This window comes from Thiohalocapsa halophila, assembly GCF_016583825.1.
GTDB lineage: Bacteria > Pseudomonadota > Gammaproteobacteria > Chromatiales > Chromatiaceae > Thiohalocapsa > Thiohalocapsa halophila.
Map to the genome: position 1 here is coordinate 64,921 of NZ_NRRV01000009.1, position 22,159 is coordinate 87,079.

Sequence of the window (22,159 nt, forward strand, 5' to 3'; positions counted from 1 at the left end):
CCGGGCTCCCATGCCGAAGATCTGCGCCTGTGTCCCGAGGTCGCGCTCCTTGCATACTCGGCGCTGACGTCTGACAACAGCCCCGGTTCCTGCTCGCCTTGAGCCCTGCTGCCTGCGGAATGCTCGGCCAAATGCAAGGCGTGTTAGGCGGCTATTGGACAGCAAGGTCCCGCCGGGCCACGCGGATTTGGAACAAAAAAGGGGGCCGAAGCCCCCTGTGGCTGGCAGACGCCAAGCCACTATCTGTGAATGAACTCAGGGCTCAGCCTTTGGTCCTGCGGCGGCGGGCGACGCCTACGCCCACCAAGCCGACACCGAGCAAGGCAAGGGTTGCCGGCACCGGCACCTGTGCGCCATCGGCATCCACGTTGTGCAGGATGGAGATGGAGTAATTGCCAGGCTGTAGTTCATCCGTGGTCGCCCGAAATCCTCCATTAGAGGAAGAATCTGAAAAGATTCTGTTGGTGACGCCGTTGATGCTGGCAAAGGACCGAGTCAAACGGAAGGCATCGGAATCCTCTGTGCCGCCGGAGATGCCGCCAGCGACACCGTCAGGCCTCCAGCCGAACACCTCGTCGTCCGCCCCATCGATATTGATCTGGAAGGCGTAGCCGGCACTGACGGATGACTCGTCCCCCCCGCCCGGCGTCCAAACCTCGGCAAACACCTCGGCGTCGAAAACGAAGGTGAGCTGCGTCGCTGCGCCGACCGAGATATTGAACGTCGCATCCAGGGAGTTGTCGCCATCGGTGCGCACGGGGTCCGGGGTGGTCAGGCCCGGCTCTGCAACGACTTCCGACAGCAGCTGTGACGAGCCGTTCCCGTTAAAGACATCGGAAGAGCTGATCAGGGAGTCGCTGCGGGCCCAGTTCTGACCCACATAGGGCTTTGGGCCGGCAACCTGCTCGAACTGGTTGCCGTTGGGCTCGAACACGCTCGCGTCATTACCTGCGACGATCTCGCAGCCGAGAGGCCCGCAGATCGACATGGGGGCATCATTGCCATTAGGTATGGAGCTGCTGGCGCTGGCAGAGACGGTCGATACGGCGAAATTCGGGTCATTCCATTCTGCCGAGGTATTGGCATCGATATCACTCGACAGCAAAGTGACACTGCCAGCGCTATCCGTAATGCCAAAGTCGAAGATCTTCGAGATGGCGATGCCCTTGAAATTGGCCTGCGCCGAGCCCGCGGCGCCCAGTAGTAGCACGCCGGTGATGGCGACGTTGAGCCTTGTCTGTTTCATGTGATGACTCCGCATGCGTGAAACGGTTGAGGAACGAGGTTTCTTCACGAGTTGTGCCGCTGTCGAGCCTCATCTGGGTAGGCTCGGGCTTGCTGGTGCCTGCGCACCGGATAGTGGCAATGCCGAGAATGTCAGGTTGCCCAATGAGCACGTGCGAGTGTGCAGGGTCGCCGATCTCTGCGGCTGCTTCAGAAGCAGCGCAACTCGACAACAGCATTACAGTATTCATGCCACGCGGAGAGGCCTGCGCCACCAAATGAGGCTAAGGGTTTCGCTGAGCGGCTAGGGTGCTGATTAAAAAGCCAATTACTGGGCTGTACAAGCGCCGGACAGACTCGCGAATGCGAGCTCGAAGCCGGTACTGGCCAACTCAATGGGGCCTGTGTAATAGCGGTTTTACAGCACTGGCGATTTTGGCCCGGATGCCTATGCTGTCTTCCGAAAAGGCTGGTTGTTTATCTCATATAGCCGTTGAGGCCGAATCGTTGCCCGGCGATGGGGGGAACGCTGAGATTTCTGATTATTAAGACTTTTCGAAGTGTAAAGAACTGTGAGAGCTCGGATGGGGCAAGACGGGCGGCGAATGCGGTCGGCGTCGGAGCGAAGATCTTGGCAAGAGACCCAAGCCGTGAGTGATGGCCGCGCCGCGGCTCGGCGGCACAGTGCCGTACTGCTATCCTGCAAGGTACAGGCGTGGGCTGCCTTGGTTTTGCCCTGTGCAAGCGCCGGTACAGGCTTGGCACGGGAGCTCTGGTCCGGACCTGGCGCCGAAGCCGGCGCTGGACCTGGCCATTGACACCAGGGGCGGTGCTCGCATCAGGCAATTGCGGCGTCGGTGGCCGTGCGGTATTGCGTCGAGAGCAGTACGCGTGCGCCGACGCGAGGCGCAGGAGGGTTGACCTATGCCAGAAGAGACCAGTGCCGCGGCGGGTAATCACAGCGCGCGGCCGCGGATGATCGACAACATCTGGATCACACTGTCCGACGGCTGCTCAGTGGCGGCCAAGCTCTGGCTGCCGCCGGACGCCGAGGACAATCCGGTGCCGGCGGTGCTGGAGTACATCCCCTACCGCAAGCGCGATCACAAGGCGATTCGCGACGCCGAGATCCACGGCTTCTTCGCGCAGCACGGCTACGCCGGAGTGCGCGTGGACCTGCGCGGCAGCGGCGACTCCGAGGGCGTGCTGCGCGACGAGTACCTCCAGCGCGAGCTGGACGACGGCTTGGAGGTGCTGCGCTGGATCGCCGAGCAGCCCTGGTGCAGCGGCAAGATCGGGCTGTTCGGACTCTCCTGGGGCGGCTTCAATGGCCTGCAGATCGCAGCCCTTCAGCCGCCGGAGCTGGGCGCGGTGATCTCCGTTTGCTCGTCCGATGATCGCTATGCCGACGATGTCCACTACATGGGCGGCTGCCTGCTGACGGATAACCTCTCCTGGGCCTCCACCATGTTCGGCTTCAACTCCTGCCCGCCGGACCCGGCGGTGGTGGGCGAGCGCTGGCGCGCGATGTGGCTGGAGCGCCTGGCGGGCAGCGGGCTCTGGATCAAGAACTGGCTGGAGCACCAGCGCCGCACCGACTTCTGGAAGCATGCCTCGGTATGCGAGGACTACAGCGCCATCCAGGTGCCGGTGATGGCCGTCAGCGGCTGGGCGGACGGCTATTCCAACACCGTATTCCGGCTGTTGGAGCATCTGTCGGTGCCGCGCCGGGGGCTGGTGGGGCCCTGGGGGCACAAGTATCCGCACATGGGCGGCCCCGGCCCTGCCATCGACTTTCTCGGCGAATGCGTGCGCTGGTGGGATCAATGGCTCAAGGGCATCGACCGCGGCATCGACGACGACCCCATGCTGCGCGCCTGGATGCTGGACCGCCGCGACCCCTCCTCCCCGGAGACCACCGGCCGCTGGGTGGCCGAGCCGGTTTGGCCCAGCCCCGACATCGCGCCCCAGGCCTACCGGCTCGCCCGCGGCGCCTTGGTGCCGGACGACGGCAGCACCAGCACCGCCGGTGCCGAGCTCAGCATCAAGAGCCCTTTGAGCGTCGGCCTCTTTGCCGGCAAGTGGTGCTCGTACGCGGAGACGACGGATCTGCCCTCGGATCAGCGCCTGGAAGACGGCGGCGCCTTGGTGTTCGACACGGCGCCCTTGGCGGAGGATATCTCCATCCTCGGCTCACCCGAGGTGGAGCTGGAGCTTGCGGCGGATCGGCCCGTGGCCATGGTGGCGGTGCGCTTGTCGGACATCGGCCCCGACGACCGCGCTACGCGTGTCACCTTCGGCGTGCTGAACCTCACGCACCGGGACGGCCACGAGCAGCCGCAGCCGCTGGAGCCCGGCCGCCGCTACCGCGTCCGGGTGCCGCTCAACGAGGTGGGCCAGCGTTTCTTCGCCGGCCACCGCATCCGGCTGGGCATTTCCAGCTCCTACTTCCCGCTGGCTTGGCCCTCGCCCGAGCCGGCGCGGCTGACCCTGGACGCCGAGGGCTGCCGGCTGTATCTGCCGCTGCGCACGCCGAAGCCCGAGGATGCCGAGCTGCGCAATCTCGGGGCGCCGCGCAGCGCACCGGCACCGGCGCACACCCTGCTGGTGCCGGCGGAGCGCCACTGGACCGTCCGCCACAACCTGGCCAACAACGAGGTGGCGCTGGACGTGGTGAACAACGACGCGCGCGTGCGCCTGGACGACATCGGCCTCGCCTTCGGCCGCAACGTGGAGGAGCGTTGGAGCTACAAGAATGAGCGCTACGAGACCGTGCGCGGCGAGGTGGTGCACGAGCGCAGCTTCGAGCGTGCCGGCGTCGCGGGCGCCCCCGACTGGTCCGCGCGCACCGTCACCCGCACCATCCTGACGTCCACGGCCACCCACTTCCTGATCCGCGCGACACTGGACGCCTATGAGGGCGACGTGCGGCTGTTCGAGAAGAGCTGGGACGAGGCCATCCCGCGCGATCTGATCTGATTCCACGCCCGGTCGCCGGTGGCTACAAGCCCGGCGGGGAGCGCCCATCCACACCGGAGCACCGCATGCCCAAGCACAATGTCTTCATCGTCGGACTGGACCCCTTCAATCTGGAGCGGCTGAAACGTGTGCCGGCGGCCCGCGACTGCGAGCTCCACGCGGCCTTGGATGTCTCCGACATCCGTCACGTCGACAGTTACGATGTTCCCGCGCTGATCGACAAGGCGGTGGCCGCGATGGAGGACTTCGACGGCAGTATCGACGGCGTCGCGTCCTATTGGGACTTCCCGGGCAGTCTGTTCGTGCCCGTCCTCGCCGAGCGTTTCGGCCTGCCCGGGCCGTCGCTGGAGGCCGTGCTCAAGTGCGAGCACAAGTACTGGAGCCGGCTCGAGCAGCAGAAGGCCGTGGCGCAGCACCTGCCGGTCTTCCGCGCCTTCGATCCGAACGACGACGACGCCTTCGGCAAGCTGCAGCTGGTGCCGCCGTTCTGGATCAAGCCCATCAAGTCCTTCCGCTCCTATCTGGCCTTTCAGATCAACGACGCCCACCAGTTTCGCGACGTCATGCAAACCTGCCGTCAGGAGCAGGGGCATATCGTCGAGCCCTTCCGCGACCTGCTGCGGATGTTCGAGCTGCCGGCGGAGATCGTGGACATGCCGGAGACCTTCATCGCCGAGACGCCGATCGGCGGGGCTCAATGCACACTGGAAGGTTATGTGTACCAAGGCGGCGTTGTCGTCTACGGCGTTGTCGACAGCATCCGCGCGGCCGGGGGCCTCTCCTTCGGCCGCTACCAGTACCCGTCATCGCTGCCGCTGGAGATCCAGCACCGCATGATCGATGCGGCCCGGCTTGCCGTTGGTGCCATCGGTCTCGACAACAGCCCCTTCAACGCCGAGCTCTACTACGACCAGAGCGCGGACCGAATCTGGCTCCTGGAGATCAACCCGCGCATCTCGCAGGCGCACACGGACCTGTTCGAGAAAGTCGCGGGTATTTCCCATCATGCGGTGATGTTGGATCTCGCCCTGGGCCGCAAGCCGTCGCCGCTGGAGCGTGCCGGACACTTCAACGTCGCCGCGCATTTCATGGTGCGCACCCCGGATGCGGGGCGGATCACCGTGGTGCCGGACGACGCAGCCATTGCGCGCATCGCCGAGCAACAGCCGGATACCGTCGTCAAGATTGCCGTCGAGCCCGGCCAGCACCTGCGAGAGCTCCAGGGCCAGGACCAATACAGCTTCGAGCTGGCGCAGGTCTTCATCGGCGCCCGGGACGAGATGGAGCTGGCGGACAAGTACCGAGCGGTCCTGGCCGAGCTCCATTTCGACCTCGAGCGCGACCGCCAGGAGCCCGTCATCCTCTGACGCCCGGGCGCGAGCCCTGAGAGTGGCGGGCTTTGAGGCCCGGACATTGCGTTGTCGCTCCGTAGGTCGGGCTGAGGCACGAAGCCCGACGCGGCGCCCGCTCGCGACGACGATGCCGAGCATCAGCGCGAGATAGATCAGGAAGGGCGCCCGTCAGCGCGTCGCCGCCAGGCGCGATGGGCACGCAGTGATACCCCGCGGGGGCGGCTGGCGTTACCATGCGGTTCTTCGGTCGCCCGCCGTCGACTCGGCCGCCGCGTGCGCCGTTGATCCCGGTGACATCGGCGCACATTCATGCAGTTATGTCGACACCCAGCGCCAAGGCCTTCCGGCAGCAGATCCTAAAGCCTGCCGAGGGGGTGTTTCTCTTCCACGCCCGCGCCATCGAGCGCCTCATCGAGGAGGAGCTCGGCGCGCAGGCGCGCGGCGTGCCCATCCCGAACCTGCCCTACTACTTGATGCCGCGGGAGGCCTTCCTCTACGGCCTCGAGAGCGAGAACGCCGAGGCCTTGTCCGTCATCGAGGGCCTGCGTCTGCCGCGGTACGTGGTCCTGCTGCCGAGCCCCAGCTCACAGGCCGCGGGGCAGGGCGCCTTCGAGCGGTTGCGGCACGACTATTGGGCGCGGAGCTTCGAGGCCGAAGTGGCCAGGGCTTGGCAGAACACCCGCGACGACAACGACGACGCCGAGCGCTTCGGCGCCGTCGCGCTGCGCAGTCTCATCGGCGGGCATGCCTTCGCCGAGGTGCGCGAGGTCTTGGATCGTGACGGCGTGATCCTGTCCGTCTGGAGCGATGATCTCATTACGCGCACCTTCGCTGCCCTGGTGGTGCGGCTGCGCTACTTCGCGCCCGGGGCCCGCGGCTTCTATTTCCCCGCCATCGAGGTCTGGCCGGAAGTGGACGCCTGGCTCGCCGCCAGCGGCCTCGATCTACCGGCGCCGAGCCGTGACGGGCGTCAGCCGCTGCTGCTGATGAAAAGCCGCCCGGGCGGCAGCGAGCTGCCGGCGGCGCCGCCGCTGCTGCCCACGGGATTACCGTTCGGGGCCTCGGACCCGGATCTCGCCATCGCGGTGGCCGACGCCGCAGAGGTGTGGCCGGCCAAGGCCCCGGCGAGCGGTGATCCCTGCGAGCAGACGGAAGACCATGGCGCCGACTTGCGTCACATGGACGCCGATCTGCCCCCCTCACTGGAAGCACACTATCTTGCCGCCCTGCACCGTGGCACGCGGGTCCGTCGCCGCAAGGGCTGGCTCGCGCGGCTGCGCGACGACGTCCGCAACGGCCTGCGTCGGCTGGTGGGCCGTCTGCTGTTCCTGCCGGGGCTGGACGATATTGGCTTCGCGCCGGCGCCGGGTACCGCCATGCGCTGGCACAGCCTAGGGCTCGCGCTGTTCGAGCACGCCGTGGGCTGTGCGCAGCGGGCCGAGTTCGAAGGCCGCTTCGCGGCGCAGCTGCGCTTTCTCGCGGATGCGCGCCGGCTCGCCCAGCGGATGAGCCGACCCGCACGCTGTGCGCCGGCCGCGGTAGAGATAGCGATCAACGAGCGCGAGCACGCCGCCGAAGAGCATCTGGCGGATCTGCTCGCCGCCAAGTGGAAGCTCGCGCCGGCCACGGCCAGCGAGCTGCGCCACCTCATCGAGCGCCTCGCCGCCGCGGACCGCCGCCGCTTCGGCTCCGCCCCGGCCCGCACGCTGCTCAGCTGCCTGGAGCAGGTGCTCTCGGAAAGCCGCAGCGATTACTATCGTCTGCGCTTCGCGCGTTGGCTCTTGAGCTCGGGGCGCCGGCGGTTGCTGGAGCCGCTGCCCTTCCAGGCGCTGCTCAAAGCCATGCGCGCCATGGAGACGGCCCGCGCGCGGCTGGAGGAGATGCCCTGGCCCATCACGGACCTGGAGCGTTTCACGCGCGTGCTGGAGACGCTGACGCAGCGCGTCAACGCGCGCCTCGACGAGCAGATCATGCCGCGTGTGAAGCAGGCCATGTGCAAGGCCGACTTCGTGCCCCGGGATCACCGCGAGAACGTCGCTGCGCAGAAGATGCAGCTGGAGCTGCTGGACGTCATCAAGCGCCGCCGACACCTCAAGTTCACCGACGTGCGCGACATCGTCGCCCGCAACATCCTGCGCCTGCCGGACCCGACCTTGTCCGAGTTTTTCCGCGGCGACCGCCTTGCGCGCTTCGATCGCACCGCCGCCGACGCCCTGCCGGGGGTCTATCGGCCGGGCGAGATCTATATCAAAGGCCTGCAACAGCTGAGCGCGCCGCTGTTCGGCACCGGGCCGGGGCGGACCATCTCGCGCTATCTGTTGGTGCCCTTCGGTGCCGCCTACCTATTGCTCAAGAGCATCGACCTGCTGCTGGAGCTGCTGCCGCACCACGACAAAACCTTCCACCTCGCCTCCTTCACCGACGTGATGCTCCTCGGCGGGCTCGTGAACCTGGTGATGCACACAGGGATTGGCCGCCACATCGCCGTGTCGCTGTGGCACGGGCTGGTGGCGGCGCTGCGCTTCGTTTTCTACGACGGGCTGAGCCGGCTCAGGCGCTGGCGCCCGCTGGCGGACTTCCTCAGCACCGGGATCGTGCGCGGTCTCGGGCGCAATCTGGTGCAGCCCTTGTTGATCGGCGCCCTGCCGCTGGCACCCATCATCCTGCTTGCGGTGCTCGTGGAAGAGGTGCCCATCGAGCCTGGGCTGTGGCTCGCCGGTCTGGCCTTTGCGCTCGGCACACTGGCGCGCAATACGCCCGCCGGGCGACGCTTCCTCGACAACTTGAGCACGCGCGTCGGCCTCTATTTCACGCGACTCAATCAGGCGCTCTTCATCGGCTTGATCCAGTCGCTGTTGTACTTCTTCAAGGAAGTCACGCGGCGCTTCTCGCAGCTGTTGCACCGGGTGGACGAGGCCTTGATCCACCATCGAGGCGAGCGCATGGGACGGCGCGTCGCCAAGGCCCTGTTGGCGCCGGTGTGGCGCCTCGCCGAGGCCCTGATGCAGTTCTATGTGACGGTGCTGGTGGAGCCGCAGGTCAACCCGGTCAAGCACTTCCCCATCGTCAGCATCGGGCACAAGCTCTTGCTGCCCTTTCTGCCGGCCATCACGGCCGCGTTCCTGGAGATGAGCGATGCGATCCTGCCCAAGGTCATCGCCTATCCGCTGGTGACCTTGACCATCGTGCTGCTGCCGGGACTCTTCGGCTTCTTCGTTTGGGAGCTCAAGGAGAACTGGAAGCTCTACCAGGCGAATCATCGCGAGGGTCTCGCCGATGCGAGCCATGCCTACCAGGAGCCGGCGCTCATGGGCGAGGGCAAGGAGCCCCTGCCGGTGGAGCCCGCCGCCGTCGGCCACCACGGCGAGAGCGTGCGGGCGCTCATGTCCCGGGGCTTCCATTCCGGCGCCCTGCCCAAGGCCTTCGGCCGGCTGCGCAAGGTCATTCGGGAAGAAATGCGCGACCAGCAGCCCTATCCGCAGCGTCTGCGCCGGGTCCAGCGCCAGCTGGAGGAGGTCGAGCACGCCTTCTGCGTGTTTTTCGAGCGTGAGTTCACCTTTGCGCTGCGCGAGCGCTGCCGAGATCCGAACTGCACCCTTCAGCGCGTGCAGACGGGCACGCCCCGCATCGCCACCAATCTGGTCGAGCTGGCCGTCGACATCTACCCGGGGGCCCGTCGCGACAGCGGTGGCATCGACCTGTCCGAGCAGCTGACGGACGAGCAGCGCGCCACGCCCCTCACTCTGGGCATCCGCCTCTTCTACCGCGCCCCGCGCATCCGCGTCGAGACCGAGATCCAGGGCCACGCCGAGCGCATCGGTCCCTACTGCTGGTCGCTCATCGCCGCGGACCTGCGGCTCTTCGCCGGCCGCGCCGGCGCCGACCTCAAGACACTCGACCTCGGCCTGCCCGCCGCCCCCGCCGAGCCCGCGCAGCTGCGCGCCGTTGCCTGAGCTAAATCGCAGGTACCTACGCCGGCGCGGTGGGCTCAGCGCCAGAGGGCGTGGAAGTGGTGGGTGGGGCCGTGGCCTTGACCGACGTCGAGGCTATCGGCTGCGGCAATGGCGCCGGCGACGTAGCGCTTGGCCTGCTCGGTGGCTGCGCGCACGTCGGCCGTCGCGGCGAGCCGGGCCGCCAGCGCCGAGGACAGCGTGCAGCCCGTGCCGTGGGTATTCTTGGTTGCGATACGCTCGGTCTCGAGCCAATGCTCGCCGTCGGCGGTGACGAGCAGGTCCGGGCTGTCCGTCGCCGGCAGATGGCCGCCCTTCAGCAGCACGGCGCCGCTGCCGTCCGCGGGGCCGAGGCCGCGCAATGCTTTGGCCGTCGCGAGCATGGCGTCCCGCGTCTCGGGCTCGGGGCACTCCAGCAGCACCGCAGCCTCCGGCAGGTTCGGGGTCAGCACCGTGGCCAGCGGCAGCAGGCGGTCCTTGAGCATGGCCACCGCCGCGTCCGCCAACAGCCGATCACCGCCTTTGGCCACCATGACCGGGTCCAGCACCACGTGCGGCGGGCGATGGCGGGCGAGGGCGGCGGCGACGGCGGCGACGATGTCGGCGCTGCCGAGCATACCGATCTTTACCGCATCGACGCGGATGTCCGCGAAGATCGCGTCGATCTGTGCGGCGACGAAGTCCGGCTCGACGAGCCGAACCCCGGTGACGCCGCGGGTGTTCTGCGCCGTCAGGGCGGTGACGGCGGCCATGGCGTAGCAGCCCTGGGCGGCGATGGCCTTCAGATCCGCCTGAATACCGGCGCCGCCGCTGGGGTCGGAGCCGGCGATGCTCAGGACGTTCTTGATGCGAGTCGCGCTCATGTTGTCTGTCGCTTCTGCCTCTGCTTCCGCTTCTGCGCCCGCTGCACGGCGGCTGCGAGTGCTGCGGCAGCGGCTTCCGGATCCGGCGTCCCGCAGACCGCGGACACCACGGCTAGACCCTCGCAGCCGGCGTTCAGCACGCAGTCTGCGTGGGCGGCCGTGAGCCCGCCGATGGCGACGGCCGGAAAGTCCGAAGCCGCCCGCACCGCGGCGAGTCCGTCGCACCCGAGCGGCACGGCGTGGTCGGTCTTGGTGGCGGTGGCGAAGACGGGGCCGATGCCGACATAGTCGATGGGCAATGCAGCGACCGCCCGGGCATGCGCGATGGTCTGAATGGATAGCCCGACGATGGCCTCCGGCCCGAGCAGCTCCCGTGCCGCGGCCACGCTCGCGTCGGACTGGCCGACGTGGACACCGTCGGCCCCGACCGCCGCGGCCACGCGCAGACGATCATTGACGATCAGCGGTACGCCGGTGCCGGCCAGGGCCGTCTTGAGCGCGCGGCCCTGCTCGATGAGCAGCGCGTCCGGTGCCGCCTTGTCCCGCAGCTGCACGACGCTGATGCCGCCCGCCACGGCGGCCCGCACGGTGTCCACCAGGCCGCGGCTCGCACAAAGCCCGGGGTCCGTCACCAGATACAACGACAGGTCCAAGGCGCGGCTCATGAGGCGGGTGCTCCCGGTGTGGGCTCGATGTCGTCCGCGCCCCGCTGCGGCTCGTTGGCCAGCGGCTCGGGCACGGGCCCGGGTGCAATGCGGGCGTCCGCGTTGACGGCGTCGGCGCTAAGCGCGGCCAGGGCGTCGACGAAGCAGAGCAAGAAACTGCCCGGTCCATCCGCGCCACGGGCTGCATGCTCGCCGGCGAGCCCATAGTAGGCGAGTGCGGCGACGGTGGCTTCGAAGGGGTCGTCACCGCCAGCGAGGAAGGCCCCGCAGACCCCGGTGAGGGAGCAGCCGAGGGCGGTGACCTGGGGCATGAGCACATGGCCGTTGGCGACCCGCGCGGCGCGTTGGCCGTCGGTAACGAAGTCGATCTCGCCGGTGACGGCGACGCTACAGCTCTGGCGGCGAGCGAGCACCACGGCAGCCTGTTCCGCCGCCGTGACAGGGTCTGTGGCATCGACCCCGCGACCGCCGGTGTGCTCGCCGGCGCCGTTGGACGCATCCGCGCTCAAGGCGTTCAGGGCCAGAATTTCCGACGCATTGCCTCGAATCAGTGTCGGCGCCAGCGCCAGCAACCGTGCCGCCGCTTCGCGCCGCAGCGTGGTCGCGCCGACGGCGACCGGGTCCAGCACCCATGGCTTGCGGTGACGGCAAGCGGCGGCGGCCGCCGAGAGCATGCCCTCCAGCCAAGCCGGTGACAGGGTGCCGATGTTGATGGTCAGGGCATCGGCAAGCGTCGCGAACTCGCCCGCCTCTTCGACGGCATGCACCATCGCCGGCGAGGCGCCCACTGCGAGCAGGATGTTCGCAGCGGCATGCATGGCGACGTAGTTGGTGATGTTCTGCACCAGCGGGACGCTGCTGCGCAGACGGCGCAGCGCGTCACCGGGGGGCGGCAGCGGGAGCGGACGGGGCTTCACGTCTGTCTGCATGGCTTCGTGTGCTCAGGGCCCGGCTCGATGGTGCAGAAGGCCCGTCAGTATCCCCGCCGACAGTGGCACTGGCCAGCGTCTGGGGCAAGCGCAATGGCGGTAGTGCAAGCCAGGCTTTGCCTGAGTAAAATACTCGGATTAAGCGGTCCTGGGTGATGGTGGTCAACGCGGCACCCGCATGGCGTTGCTAGAGTACTGCAAGGCGGTGTGCAAGCGGTTGCGGGCCTGATTGGCAGTGGCTGGGATCGGCTGGGAGGAGCTGGGACTGGCCCGGCGCCTGCCGGAGTCCCCGCAGGTGTCCCCGCAGGTGTCGACTCGAGGGCTTCGCGTGGCTGGGGGCGTGGCTGCCTGCGTGGCCGCTCGCGGCGGCCCTGGGTGCGTCTCGACAGGGGGGTGCCAACGCCCGGAGCCAATCGGGCTGCTGCTGGTCGGGCTGCTGCTGGGTTGCTGCACTGCACAATTGTGACTATGATGCCGGGATTGGGTAATAACCCTGATCATACTAAGTGAAAAAACTGGATCGGCCCGCACCTGTCCCAGGCGCGTCGGATCCGGCATAGAGCACCACTGTAACCCATGACCGAGTACGCGCTGATCCTCGTCGGCACCGTGTTGGTGAACAACTTCGTGCTCGTGAAGTTTCTCGGGCTCTGCCCCTTCATGGGCGTGTCCAAGAAGCTGGAAACGGCGATTGGCATGGGGTTTGCCACCACCTTCGTGCTGACGCTGTCGGCGGTCACCTCCTGGCTGGTCAACGAATTCCTGCTGATGCCGCTGGGTATCGATTACCTGCGGACCATCGCGTTCATCCTGGTGATCGCGGTGGTGGTGCAATTCACCGAGACCGTGATGCACAAGACCAGCCCGGTGCTCTATCAGGTGCTCGGCATCTTTCTGCCGCTGATCACCACCAACTGCGCCGTGCTCGGCGTGGCGTTGTTGAACCTCCAGGAGCAGCGGGGCTTCCTGGAGTCGGCGCTCTACGGCTTTGGGGCGGCTATCGGCTTCTCGCTGGTGCTGGTGCTGTTCGCGGCCATGCGCGAGCGCGTCGCCGTGGCCGACGTGCCGGAGCCCTTTCAGGGCAGCGCCATCGCGATGATTACCGCCGGGCTCATGTCGCTGGCCTTTATGGGCTTCGCGGGTCTGGTCTCGGTATGAGCGCCGACGTTTGGAACGGGCGGCGCCCGCGCGCTGCCCAACGCGGCGAGGTCAACGTCCGCGTCCGCCGCCCAGGTACCCGCGGCGGGCCGCTACCATCGGAGATTCGGCCATGCTGACTGCCGTTGCTGCCATTGCGCTGCTCGCCGCGGCCTTCGGGCTGCTGCTGGGCTATTCGGCGATCCGTTTCCACATCGACGGCGATCCCGTCGCCGATCAGCTAGACGAGCTGTTGCCGCAGAGTCAGTGCGGCCAGTGCGGCTACCCGGGCTGCCGTCCCTATGCGGAGGCCGTCGCCGCCGGCGAGGCCGAGATCAACCTATGCGCCCCCGGCGGCGAGGCCACCATGCTCGCCATCGCCGACCTGCTCGGCCGCGAGCCGGTGGAAGTGGGCGACGTGGTGGAAAAGCCGAAAGCCGTCGCCGTCATCGACGAGCAGGAGTGCATCGGCTGCACCAAGTGCCTGCAGGTATGCCCAGTGGACGCCATCGTCGGCGCTGCCAAGCAGCTGCACGGGGTGCTGGCCGCCGAGTGCACCGGTTGCGAGCTTTGCCTGGAGCCCTGCCCGGTGGACTGCATCCACATGGAGCCGATTCCGCAGACCATCGCCAATTGGAAGTGGCCCTATCCGATGGTGCCGCGCGTCGCTTCCGGGCGGCCCGGCAGTGCGGCCAACGCCGACGCCGTGGAGCAGCGCGAGGCGGCCTAGCCGCGCCCAAGCCCCGGCGATGCCTGCTGTCAAGTCCTTGCCTACCCCGCCCAAGCCCCGGCGATGCCCCGGCGATGCTCTGGAGCGCGCACGCCGTCGCGACAGGTGCAGCCCGCCGGCGCGCCCGGGCGGCCGCTACACTAGGCACTTCACGATCCGCGCCGTGACCTGAGCCTGAATCATGCTCTTTTCCGTACTCAACCCCCACCGCGAGCGCCTGTGGCACTTCCACGGCGGCATTCACCTGCCGGACGAGAAGGCGCTGTCCAACGCCGGCGCCAGCGTCGCCGCACCGCTGCCGACCCAGCTGGTAGTGCCGCTGCAGCAGCACATCGGTGCGCCCTCTCAGGCCTGCGTGGGCGTCGGCGACCAGGTCAAGAAGGGCCAGGTGCTGGCCAAGCCCCAGGGCTATGTCAGTGCACCGGTGCATGCGCCGAGCTCCGGCACCGTCGTGGCCGTGGAGCCGCGGCAGGTGCCGCACCCCTCCGGCCTCAGCGCCCCCTGTGTCGTCATCGCCACCGACGGCGACGATGTCTGGGGCGAGCTACCGGCGCCGTTGCCGGATTTCGCGCAGCAAGATCCGGCGGAGCTCCGGGAGCGCATCCGCCTGAGCGGCATCGTCGGCATGGGCGGGGCGTCATTCCCCTCCAGCGTCAAGCTGAATCCGGGGCCGGATCAGCCCATCGAGACGCTGATCATCAACGGCGCCGAGTGCGAGCCCTACATCACCTGCGACGACCTGCTCATGCGCGAGCGCGCGGCGGACATCGTCGACGGCATTCGGGTCATGCTGCACATCCTGGGCACGCAGCGCTGCCTGGTGGGTATCGAAGACAACAAGCCCGAGGCCCTCGCCGCCATGCGCGAGGCCGCGCAGCAGGCGAACGAGCAGGACGGCGCCGCCGGGCGCATCAAGGTCATGGAGATCCCGACGCTGTATCCCAGCGGCGGCGAGAAACAGCTCATCAAGATCCTCACCGGCAAAGAGGTGCCGAGCCACGGCATTCCGGCGCAGATCGGCATCGTCTGCCAGAACGTCGGGACGGCCTGCGCCGTGGCCGATGCCGTGCTGCGCGGGCGCCCGCTCATCGAGCGCTATGTGACCGTCACCGGCCGCGGCGTCGGCAAACCGCAGAATTACCGGGTGCGCATCGGCACCCCGGCCGCGGACTTGGTGGCCGCCAGCGGCGGCTACACCGGTGCGCTGGAGAAGCTCGTGGTCGGCGGGCCCATGATGGGCTTTCGCATCGACTCCGATGCCGTGCCCATCACCAAGGCCGCCAACTGCCTCCTGGCCTTGACGCCGGGCGAGAGTCCGGACCCGGGCGAGCCCCAGCCCTGTATCCGCTGCGGACGCTGCGCCGAGGTCTGTCCCGCCAACCTGCTGCCGCAACAGCTCTATTGGCACGCGCGGGCCAAGGACCTGGACAAGGTTCAGGACTACAACCTCTTCGACTGCATCGAGTGCGGCTGCTGCGCCGTGGTCTGCCCGTCGCACATCCCCTTGGTGCAGTACTACCGCTTCGCCAAAACCGAGAGCTGGGCGCGGGAGCGCGAGAAGCGCGCCGCAGAGCACGCCCGCGAGCGCCATGCCGCCAAGGAGGCTCGTCTCGAGCGTCTGGAGCGCGAGAAGAAGGCCAAGATGCGCAAGAAGAAGGAGGCCGTGGCGCCCAAGGGCGGCAAGGACGACGACAAGCAGGCCGCCATCAAGGCCGCGCGCGAGCGGGCCGCCGCCAAGAAGCGCGAGGCGCCAGAAGCAGCCGCCCAAAAGGAGGCGCCCGAGCAGAACGCCGCCGAGGCCGGTGCCGCCGCCGGGGCCGAGACGCCGAAGGTGGCAGCGCCCGACGGCAAGCCGCCGGGCGCCCAAGCGAACGCGAAGACCCAGGCCAAGGCCGCCGAGCAGCAGGGCGCGCAGGGCGCCGTGCCGAAGCCGGTGCCGGACGACGGCAGTCGCGCCGTGGATGAGGCAAAGGCGGCCGGTGCCGAGACCCTCGGCGCGGGGCCAGATGAAAGACCAGGTGAGGGATCAGATGACGCCAAGCAGCCATCAGCCGCGTCATCGACGGAGCAGGAGCGGCCGCGTGCATCGGCCGGGCGCGGCTGATGCAGGCGCGCGCAGGCTTCATCTCCTCGCCCCACGCGGCGCGGGTCAACAGCGTCGACTGGGTGATGCTCCAGGTCTGCCTGGCACTGGTGCCGGGCACCCTCGCGCTGGTGTGGTTCTTCGGCTGGGGCGTGCTCATCAACATGGCCCTGGCCGTGGTCTTTGCGGTGGTGGCCGAGGCCCTGGTGATGAAGGTCCGCGGGCGCCCGGCGCTGCCCGCCATCGCCGACTACAGCGCCGTGGTGACGGCATTGCTGTTCGCGCTGACCATCCCGCCGACCCTGCCCTGGTGGCTGACGCTGCTCGGCATCCTGTTCGCCATCGTCATCGTCAAGCAGCTCTACGGCGGCATCGGCTACAACCCCTTCAACCCGGCCATGGCCGGGTATGTATTCCTGCTGATCTCCTATCCGGTGGCCACCACCACCTGGCTGCCCCCGGACGTGCCGGCGCTGCTGGCGGCGCAGGACCTGGTGACCCTGTCCTTCATGGATTCCGCCCGGCTCATCTTCACCGGCGCCCTGCCGGCGGAGCACACCTGGGATGCCGTGAGCGCCGCCACGCCGCTGGATGAGATGCGCACCCTGCTCGATCAGGGCATGACCATGGATGAGATCCGCGCCTCCAGCCCGCTGTGGGGCCTGTTCGGCGGTCGCGGCTGGGAGTGGGTGGCCTTCTGGTTCCTGCTCGGCGGGCTCTACATGCTCTGGCGCAAGGTCATCACCTGGCAGATCCCGGTGGCCTTCCTGGCCGGGCTGATGCTCGCCGCCGCCGTCTTCTGGCTGCTGGACCCACAGAGCTATCCGGCACCCATGCTCCACCTGGTGTCGGGCGCGGCGGTGCTCGGCGCCTTCTTCATCGCCACGGACCCGGTGAGCGCCTGTACCACCAAGCGGGGGCAGCTGGTCTATGGCTTTCTCATCGGCGTGACCATCTACGTGATTCGCACCTGGGGCGGTTATCCGGACGCCGTGGCCTTCTCGGTGTTGTTGCTGAACATCGCCGCCCCGATGATCGATCATTACACCCAGCCTCGGGTCTTCGGGCAGAAACGCAGTGCCTAGCCCCGGCCGGCGGTGGCGCGGCCCGTCGGCGGGTCAGCGCCACGCCGAAGGTTGACCCCTGTTTCGAGCGCAGACAGTCGTTCTTCACCATGAACAAAGCACCTATCCTCATCGCCGCCGCCATCCTCGGCAGCTTCGCCGTCGGCGGCGTCGGCCTGGTGGCCATGACCCATGAGCTCACCGGCGAGCGCATCGCCGCCAACGAGCGCGAGGCCATGCTCTCCAAGCTCAAGGCCATCGTGCCCGCCGAGCGCGTCGCCAACGACCCGCTGCAGGACAGCATCAAAGTCAGCGCCCCGGACCTGCTCGGCTCGGCGCAGACCGAGGTCTACCGGGTGCGCGACGAGGACGAGCCGGTGGCCGTGATCCTCCAGCCGGTGGTGCCGGACGGCTATGCCGGACCGATCCGGCTGCTGGTGTCCGTACTGCGCGACGGCAGCCTCGGCGGCGTGCGCGTGCTGGAGCACCACGAAACCCCCGGACTCGGCGACAAGATCGACGAGAAGAAGAGCGACTGGATCGTCGAGCAGTTCAATGGCAAGTCCATCGGCAACCCGCCGCTGGAGGCCTGGCAGGTGAAGCGCGACGGCGGCGAGTTCGACCAGTTCACCGGCGCCACCATCACGCCGCGCTCCATCGTCAATGCCGTCAAGAACACCCTGCTGTTCGTGGAGCGTGCGGGCGATTCCCTCTACGACTCGGCGGGCCCGGCGAATCAGGCCGAGCCCGAGGCGCCGACGGCGGCGGATGAGCCGGCGACGGCCGGCGGGCAGTTGCCAGGCAGCGGCAAGGTTGCGGAGGCGGGCTGATGGCGGAGAAGGGCTACGGCAGCCTCATCGGCGACGGCCTGTGGAGCAACAACCAGGCCCTGGTGGCCATGCTCGGGCTCTGTCCGCTGCTGGCGGTGACCACCACGGCCACCAACGGCCTCGGCATGGGGCTCGCCACCACCACGGTGTTGGTGTTGTCCAACGCGACCATCTCGCTGATCCGCAACCTGGTGCGCCCCGAGGTGCGCCTGCCGGTGTTCGTGCTGGTGATCGCGTCGTTCGTGACCACCGTCGAGCTCACCATGCAGGCGGCCTTCTACGAGCTCTATCTGGTGCTCGGGCTGTTCATTCCGCTCATTGTCACCAACTGCGCCATCATCGGCCGGGCCGAGGCCTATGCCTCCAAGGCCCGTCTGGACAAGGCCATCGTCGACGGCCTGGCCATGGGCATCGGCTTCTCGCTGGTGCTGATGGTGCTCGGGGGCATGCGCGAGCTCCTGGGGCAGGGGACCCTCTTCCATCAGGCTGAGCTGCTGCTGGGAGAGGGGGCCCGCGGCTTTGGGCTGGATCTGGGTCCGGACTTCCAGGGTGCGCTCTTGGCCATCCTGCCGCCGGGCGCCTTTATCGGGCTCGGCTTCCTGATCGCGCTGAAGAACATCATCGACAAGCGTGCTGCCCGCCTCAAGCGGGCGGCCGCCGCGCGGCGCGATCTACCGGAGCAGGATGCTGCGCAGCCGGCCCCGGGCTGACGTGCCCGTGACGCCGCGCTGACGGCCTCGATCATCTCAAGGAGCGTCCGCGGCTAGTGCCCAGCGCGCGACGGCGGCCGCCAGGGCATCGGCGTCCACGGGCTTGGTGAGGAAGGCGTCCATGCCGGCCTCCAGGCAGCGGTCCTTGACATCCTCGGCGGCGTTGGCGGTGAGGGCGATGATCGGCAGCCGCCGCCCTTCGCCCTGACTCGCGCGTACGCGCCGGGTGAAATCGAGCCCGTCGACCTTCGGCATGCGCAGGTCGACGAACGCCAGGTCGAAATCCTTGCGCCGCACCGCTGCAAGCGCCTGCTCACCATCCGTCACCACTGTCACCGCGGTGCCTTGTTGCGCCAGCAGCGTGCGAATGATGGTCGCGGCGATGGCGTTGTCCTCGGCCACCAGGATCTGCGGCGCGCTCGGGTCGGGCGCGGGGATCTCCCCTGTTTCCGAAGTCTCGCGCTCGGGTCTTGCCGGGGTGCCGGCAGACGGCTGCGATGCGTCGCACGCGGTGTCCACGGTGTCCGTGTCGTCGTCCGGCGCCGTGCCGCGCTCGGCCAGTGTGACCTCCAATGCGCGCACCAAGTCCTCCCGCAGGAACGGCTTGGTGAGGCAGTGGCGGCAGTGCCCGTGCAGCTCGCCGCGGCGCTGGCCGTAGATCAGCAGCAGATAGGGCACCCGGATGTGCAGCAGGCGCTGGAAGGTGTCCAGCAGGTCGGGCAGGTCCAGCGGCTCCGGGCTGTCGCCGACGATCAGCAGGTCGATGCCGCCGGCCCGCTGCAACAAGCCGCCGAGGCGGCCGATGTCCTGCTCGGCGAAGCACTGCATGCCGAGGCTCCGGCAGGTGGCGTGGATGATCTCGCGCTGGGCGGCATTGCGCTCGTAGATCAGCACCCGTACAGCCTCGAGCCTCGGCTGCGGCGGCGCCGGCGGCCGCGGGCAATCCTGCCCCAGCAGCGGCAGCCAGACGCGGAAGGCCGTGCCGCGGTCCACCTGGCTCTCCACGGTGATGTGCCCGCCCATGAGTCGGGTGAGGTCACGGGCGATGGTAGTGCCGAGGCCGGTGCCGCCGTAGCGGCGCGTGGTGGAGTCGTCCGCCTGGCTGAAGCTCTCGAAAATGCTCTCCAGCTTCTCGGGGGCGATGCCGATGCCTGTGTCTTCCACCGTCAGGCACACGCCGGTGCGCGGGTCCGCCGGGCCCGCGTCGGCGACACTGGCGCGCACCATCACCTGTCCCTGCTCGGTGAACTTGACGGCATTGCCGATCAGGTTGAACAGAATCTGGCGCACCCGCAGCGCATCCCCGAGCACCCGCGGCGGCAGGTCCGGGGCGACGTCGCAGACCAGGTCCAGCCCTTTGGCGAGGGCATGGGTGTGCATGACCTCGCAGATCTCGCGCACGGGCTCGCGCAGGTCGAAGCCGCTGCGCTCCAGCTGTAGCTTCTTGGCGTCGATCTTGGATAGGTCCAAAATGTCGCCGATCAGCGCGTGCAGCATGTTGGCGGAGCTGGTGATGGCGTCCAGGTACTCGCGCTGCTGGGTGTCCAGCTCGGTGGTGCGCATCAGCGTCGCCATACCGAGCACGCCGGTAAGCGGGGTGCGCAGCTCATGGGTCATGTTGGCCAGGAAGTCGCTCTTGGCCTGGTTGGCCTGCTCGGCGGCGCGGCGGGCTTCGCGCAGCTTCACCAGCAGGGAGTCCTGGTACAAGGGCAGCAGGACCAGCACCAGCACATGGAAGGCGGCGTCCATCGGGTCCTTGGTCCAGGCGCCGAGCACCAACAGGGTGATGTTGTAGGAGACCACCGCGGCGCTCGCGGCAACGGCCAGGTGGGTGCGCCCGTAGCGGGTCGCCGCGGAGATGAAGATCCAGATGTAGAACAGGTAGAAGGGGCTGCCCTGGTCGCCGGTTAGGAAGATGGCCAGGCTGACGGCGACGATGTCGAAGAACAGCGAGATGTAGCGCCGCGCCTCCCAGGTCGCGCGCAGCAGCACGCTGACGAGGATGGTCAGGTTGACCACCAGGTAGCCCGCGAACAGCGACAGAAACGCCGGATAGTCCACACTGAAGAGGCCGAGCCAGGCGGCCGCGGCGATATAGATCAATCCGAACAGCCAGATGCCCACGCGTACCACCGCGGACTGGAACTCCGGATTGGCGCGCAGCGCGGGCGGGATGCGGCTCATGGGCGACATGTCGGCTCCGGCGGGCGGCGGATGCCGGTTTCCAGCATCCGTCCTGTGGTCTTAACTGGCGTGTTATATTAGAGGTTCTGCATTTTTTTCGGCGCTCCGATAGCGGCCGGCGGCCGTCGGAGATCGGCGCCGCCTCGGCTCTCGCTAGCCCGTACCGGCCCAGGTACTGGCCGTTGTCGCGGCGCCTGCCCGCACGCCGGCCGCCAGGCGCGGCCGCCGCAGCAGTCAATAAGACGGGGAGTTCACCATGTCAAAGAAGCATCCAGTCGTCGCCGTCACCGGCTCCTCCGGTGCCGGCACGACCACGGTCAAGCGCGCTTTCGAGCATATCTTCTACCGCGACGGTATCAACGCCGCCGTCATCGAGGGCGACAGCTTCCACCGCTACGACCGCAAGGAAATGAAAGCGGAGATGGCCCGTGCCGCCGAGGAGCACCGCAATCTGAGCCACTTCGGCCCCGAGGCCAACCGCTTCGACCTGCTGCAAGAGCTCTTCGCCAGCTATGGCGAGTCCGGTGGCGGCAAGAAGCGCTACTACATCCACAGCCAGGAAGAGGCCGACGAGCACAACGCGCGGCTGGACACGCAGCTCGAGCCCGGCCAGTTCACGCCCTGGGAAGACGTCCCCGCGGGCACCGATCTGCTCTTCTACGAGGGCCTGCACGGTTTGGTGATGACCGACGACATCGACGTCGCCAAGCACGTGGACCTCGGCGTCGGCGTGGTGCCCATCGTCAACCTGGAGTGGATCCAGAAAATCCACCGCGACAACGCCGAGCGCGGGTACTCTGCCGAGGCCATCGTCGACACCATCATGCGCCGGATGCCGGACTACATCCGCCACATCACGCCGCAGTTCTCGCTGACCGACATCAACTTCCAGCGCGTATCGACGGTGGATACCTCCAACCCCTTCATCGCCCGGGACATCCCGACCCCGGACGAGAGCTTCGTCATCATCCGCTTCAAGGAGCCGGAGAAGCTGGAGGTGGACTTCCCCTATCTGCTGAACATGATCCCGGACTCCTTCATGTCCCGCCGCAACACCATGGTGGTGCCCGGCGGCAAGATGGGCTTTTCGATGGAGATCATCCTCCAGCCCATCATCGAGCGCATGATGGACGCCCGCCAAGTCTGACGGCTGCTGCCTAGCCTCCGCCGCGGGCCGTCTGGCCCGCGGCGCTTGCCAGTCCAAGCGCCCACCACCAGGGGGCAATTCCTCTGGTCACGACTCCGGGCGCACTTTTGCTCGCTCGTTGCGCATTCGCATGTTTTGAGACCGGACCTCGGCTCGAAGAAGCCATCGCGTCCGGAGAACGTCCAAGTCGCTGCCATCCCCCGGCAGCAACTGCTGTGCAACGAGGTCTGAAAGCCTGTGGCGCGACCACGCGTCGCCAATCTGATGTGGCCGCCGTGTTGTCTCCTGGACAAGGGCCTTACGAACGGCCGT

At 67.9% G+C, this 22,159-nt stretch carries 15 protein-coding genes; 10 read left to right on the top strand and 5 right to left on the bottom strand.

All coding sequences use genetic code 11. The annotated features are described in order from the left end of the window. Window positions 1–262: 262 nt before the first annotated feature. Entirely contained in the window at window positions 263–1,246 is a 984-nt protein-coding gene (locus tag CKO31_RS05600) for an EDSAP-1 family PEP-CTERM protein (RefSeq protein ID WP_200234817.1), read from the bottom strand. 953 nt (window positions 1,247–2,199) lie between these two features. Between CKO31_RS05600 and CKO31_RS05605 the strand changes: the two genes are divergently transcribed. The 3 genes from CKO31_RS05605 to CKO31_RS05615 all read left to right on the top strand — a co-directional run bounded on the left by CKO31_RS05605 (window position 2,200) and on the right by CKO31_RS05615 (window position 9,508). Further along, on the top strand, window positions 2,200–4,203 hold the full coding sequence (locus tag CKO31_RS05605; RefSeq protein ID WP_438874001.1) for a CocE/NonD family hydrolase: 2,004 nt from the start codon (window positions 2,200–2,202) through the stop codon (window positions 4,201–4,203). A 65-nt stretch (window positions 4,204–4,268) separates the two neighbouring features. Continuing rightward, complete coding sequence (locus tag CKO31_RS05610; RefSeq protein WP_200234821.1) at window positions 4,269–5,570, top strand: ATP-grasp domain-containing protein; 1,302 nt, start codon at window positions 4,269–4,271, stop codon at window positions 5,568–5,570. A 302-nt stretch (window positions 5,571–5,872) separates the two neighbouring features. Then, a complete protein-coding gene (locus CKO31_RS05615; protein WP_200234823.1) occupies window positions 5,873–9,508 on the top strand; it encodes a sulfite exporter TauE/SafE family protein in 3,636 nt (1,211 codons plus the stop codon). Between the two features lie 35 nt (window positions 9,509–9,543). Here CKO31_RS05615 and thiD read toward each other — a convergent pair whose 3' ends face one another. The 3 genes from thiD to thiM are packed head-to-tail and all read right to left on the bottom strand — an operon-like array spanning window position 9,544 to window position 11,962. Then, on the bottom strand, window positions 9,544–10,368 hold the full coding sequence (gene thiD / locus CKO31_RS05620; RefSeq protein ID WP_200234825.1) for a bifunctional hydroxymethylpyrimidine kinase/phosphomethylpyrimidine kinase: 825 nt from the start codon (window positions 10,366–10,368) through the stop codon (window positions 9,544–9,546). Beyond that, window positions 10,365–11,033, bottom strand: a complete 669-nt coding sequence (gene thiE / locus CKO31_RS05625; RefSeq protein WP_200234827.1) for a thiamine phosphate synthase — start codon at window positions 11,031–11,033, stop codon at window positions 10,365–10,367. Before thiE ends, thiD begins: the two co-directional genes overlap by 4 nt. Further along, window positions 11,030–11,962, bottom strand: a complete 933-nt coding sequence (thiM, locus tag CKO31_RS05630) for a hydroxyethylthiazole kinase (protein ID WP_200234829.1) — start codon at window positions 11,960–11,962, stop codon at window positions 11,030–11,032. Before thiM ends, thiE begins: the two co-directional genes overlap by 4 nt. 576 nt (window positions 11,963–12,538) lie before the next feature. Between thiM and rsxA the strand changes: the two genes are divergently transcribed. From rsxA to CKO31_RS05660, 6 genes are all read left to right on the top strand, one after another. Further along, window positions 12,539–13,120: an electron transport complex subunit RsxA gene (gene rsxA / locus CKO31_RS05635; protein ID WP_200234831.1), complete on the top strand. Its 582-nt coding sequence runs from the start codon at window positions 12,539–12,541 to the stop codon at window positions 13,118–13,120. A 112-nt stretch (window positions 13,121–13,232) separates the two neighbouring features. Next, a complete protein-coding gene (gene rsxB / locus CKO31_RS05640; protein ID WP_200234833.1) occupies window positions 13,233–13,829 on the top strand; it encodes an electron transport complex subunit RsxB in 597 nt (198 codons plus the stop codon). Between the two features lie 181 nt (window positions 13,830–14,010). After that, complete coding sequence (rsxC, locus tag CKO31_RS05645; protein ID WP_200234835.1) at window positions 14,011–15,933, top strand: electron transport complex subunit RsxC; 1,923 nt, start codon at window positions 14,011–14,013, stop codon at window positions 15,931–15,933. Further along, window positions 15,933–16,997: an electron transport complex subunit RsxD gene (gene rsxD, locus CKO31_RS05650; RefSeq protein WP_200234837.1), complete on the top strand. Its 1,065-nt coding sequence runs from the start codon at window positions 15,933–15,935 to the stop codon at window positions 16,995–16,997. The genes rsxC and rsxD overlap by 1 nt, the downstream gene beginning before the upstream one ends. A gap of 89 nt (window positions 16,998–17,086) precedes the next feature. Then, on the top strand, window positions 17,087–17,806 hold the full coding sequence (gene rsxG, locus CKO31_RS05655; RefSeq protein WP_200234839.1) for an electron transport complex subunit RsxG: 720 nt from the start codon (window positions 17,087–17,089) through the stop codon (window positions 17,804–17,806). Then, complete coding sequence (locus CKO31_RS05660; RefSeq protein ID WP_200234841.1) at window positions 17,806–18,516, top strand: electron transport complex subunit E; 711 nt, start codon at window positions 17,806–17,808, stop codon at window positions 18,514–18,516. Before rsxG ends, CKO31_RS05660 begins: the two co-directional genes overlap by 1 nt. Window positions 18,517–18,552: 36 nt before the next feature. Here CKO31_RS05660 and CKO31_RS05665 read toward each other — a convergent pair whose 3' ends face one another. After that, entirely contained in the window at window positions 18,553–20,700 is a 2,148-nt protein-coding gene (locus tag CKO31_RS05665) for an ATP-binding protein (RefSeq protein WP_242475172.1), read from the bottom strand. 256 nt (window positions 20,701–20,956) lie between these two features. On the opposite strand from CKO31_RS05665, the gene CKO31_RS05670 reads away from it, so the two are divergent. Then, on the top strand, window positions 20,957–21,847 hold the full coding sequence (locus CKO31_RS05670) for a phosphoribulokinase (RefSeq protein ID WP_200234845.1): 891 nt from the start codon (window positions 20,957–20,959) through the stop codon (window positions 21,845–21,847). The last annotated feature ends 312 nt before the right edge of the window (window positions 21,848–22,159 follow it).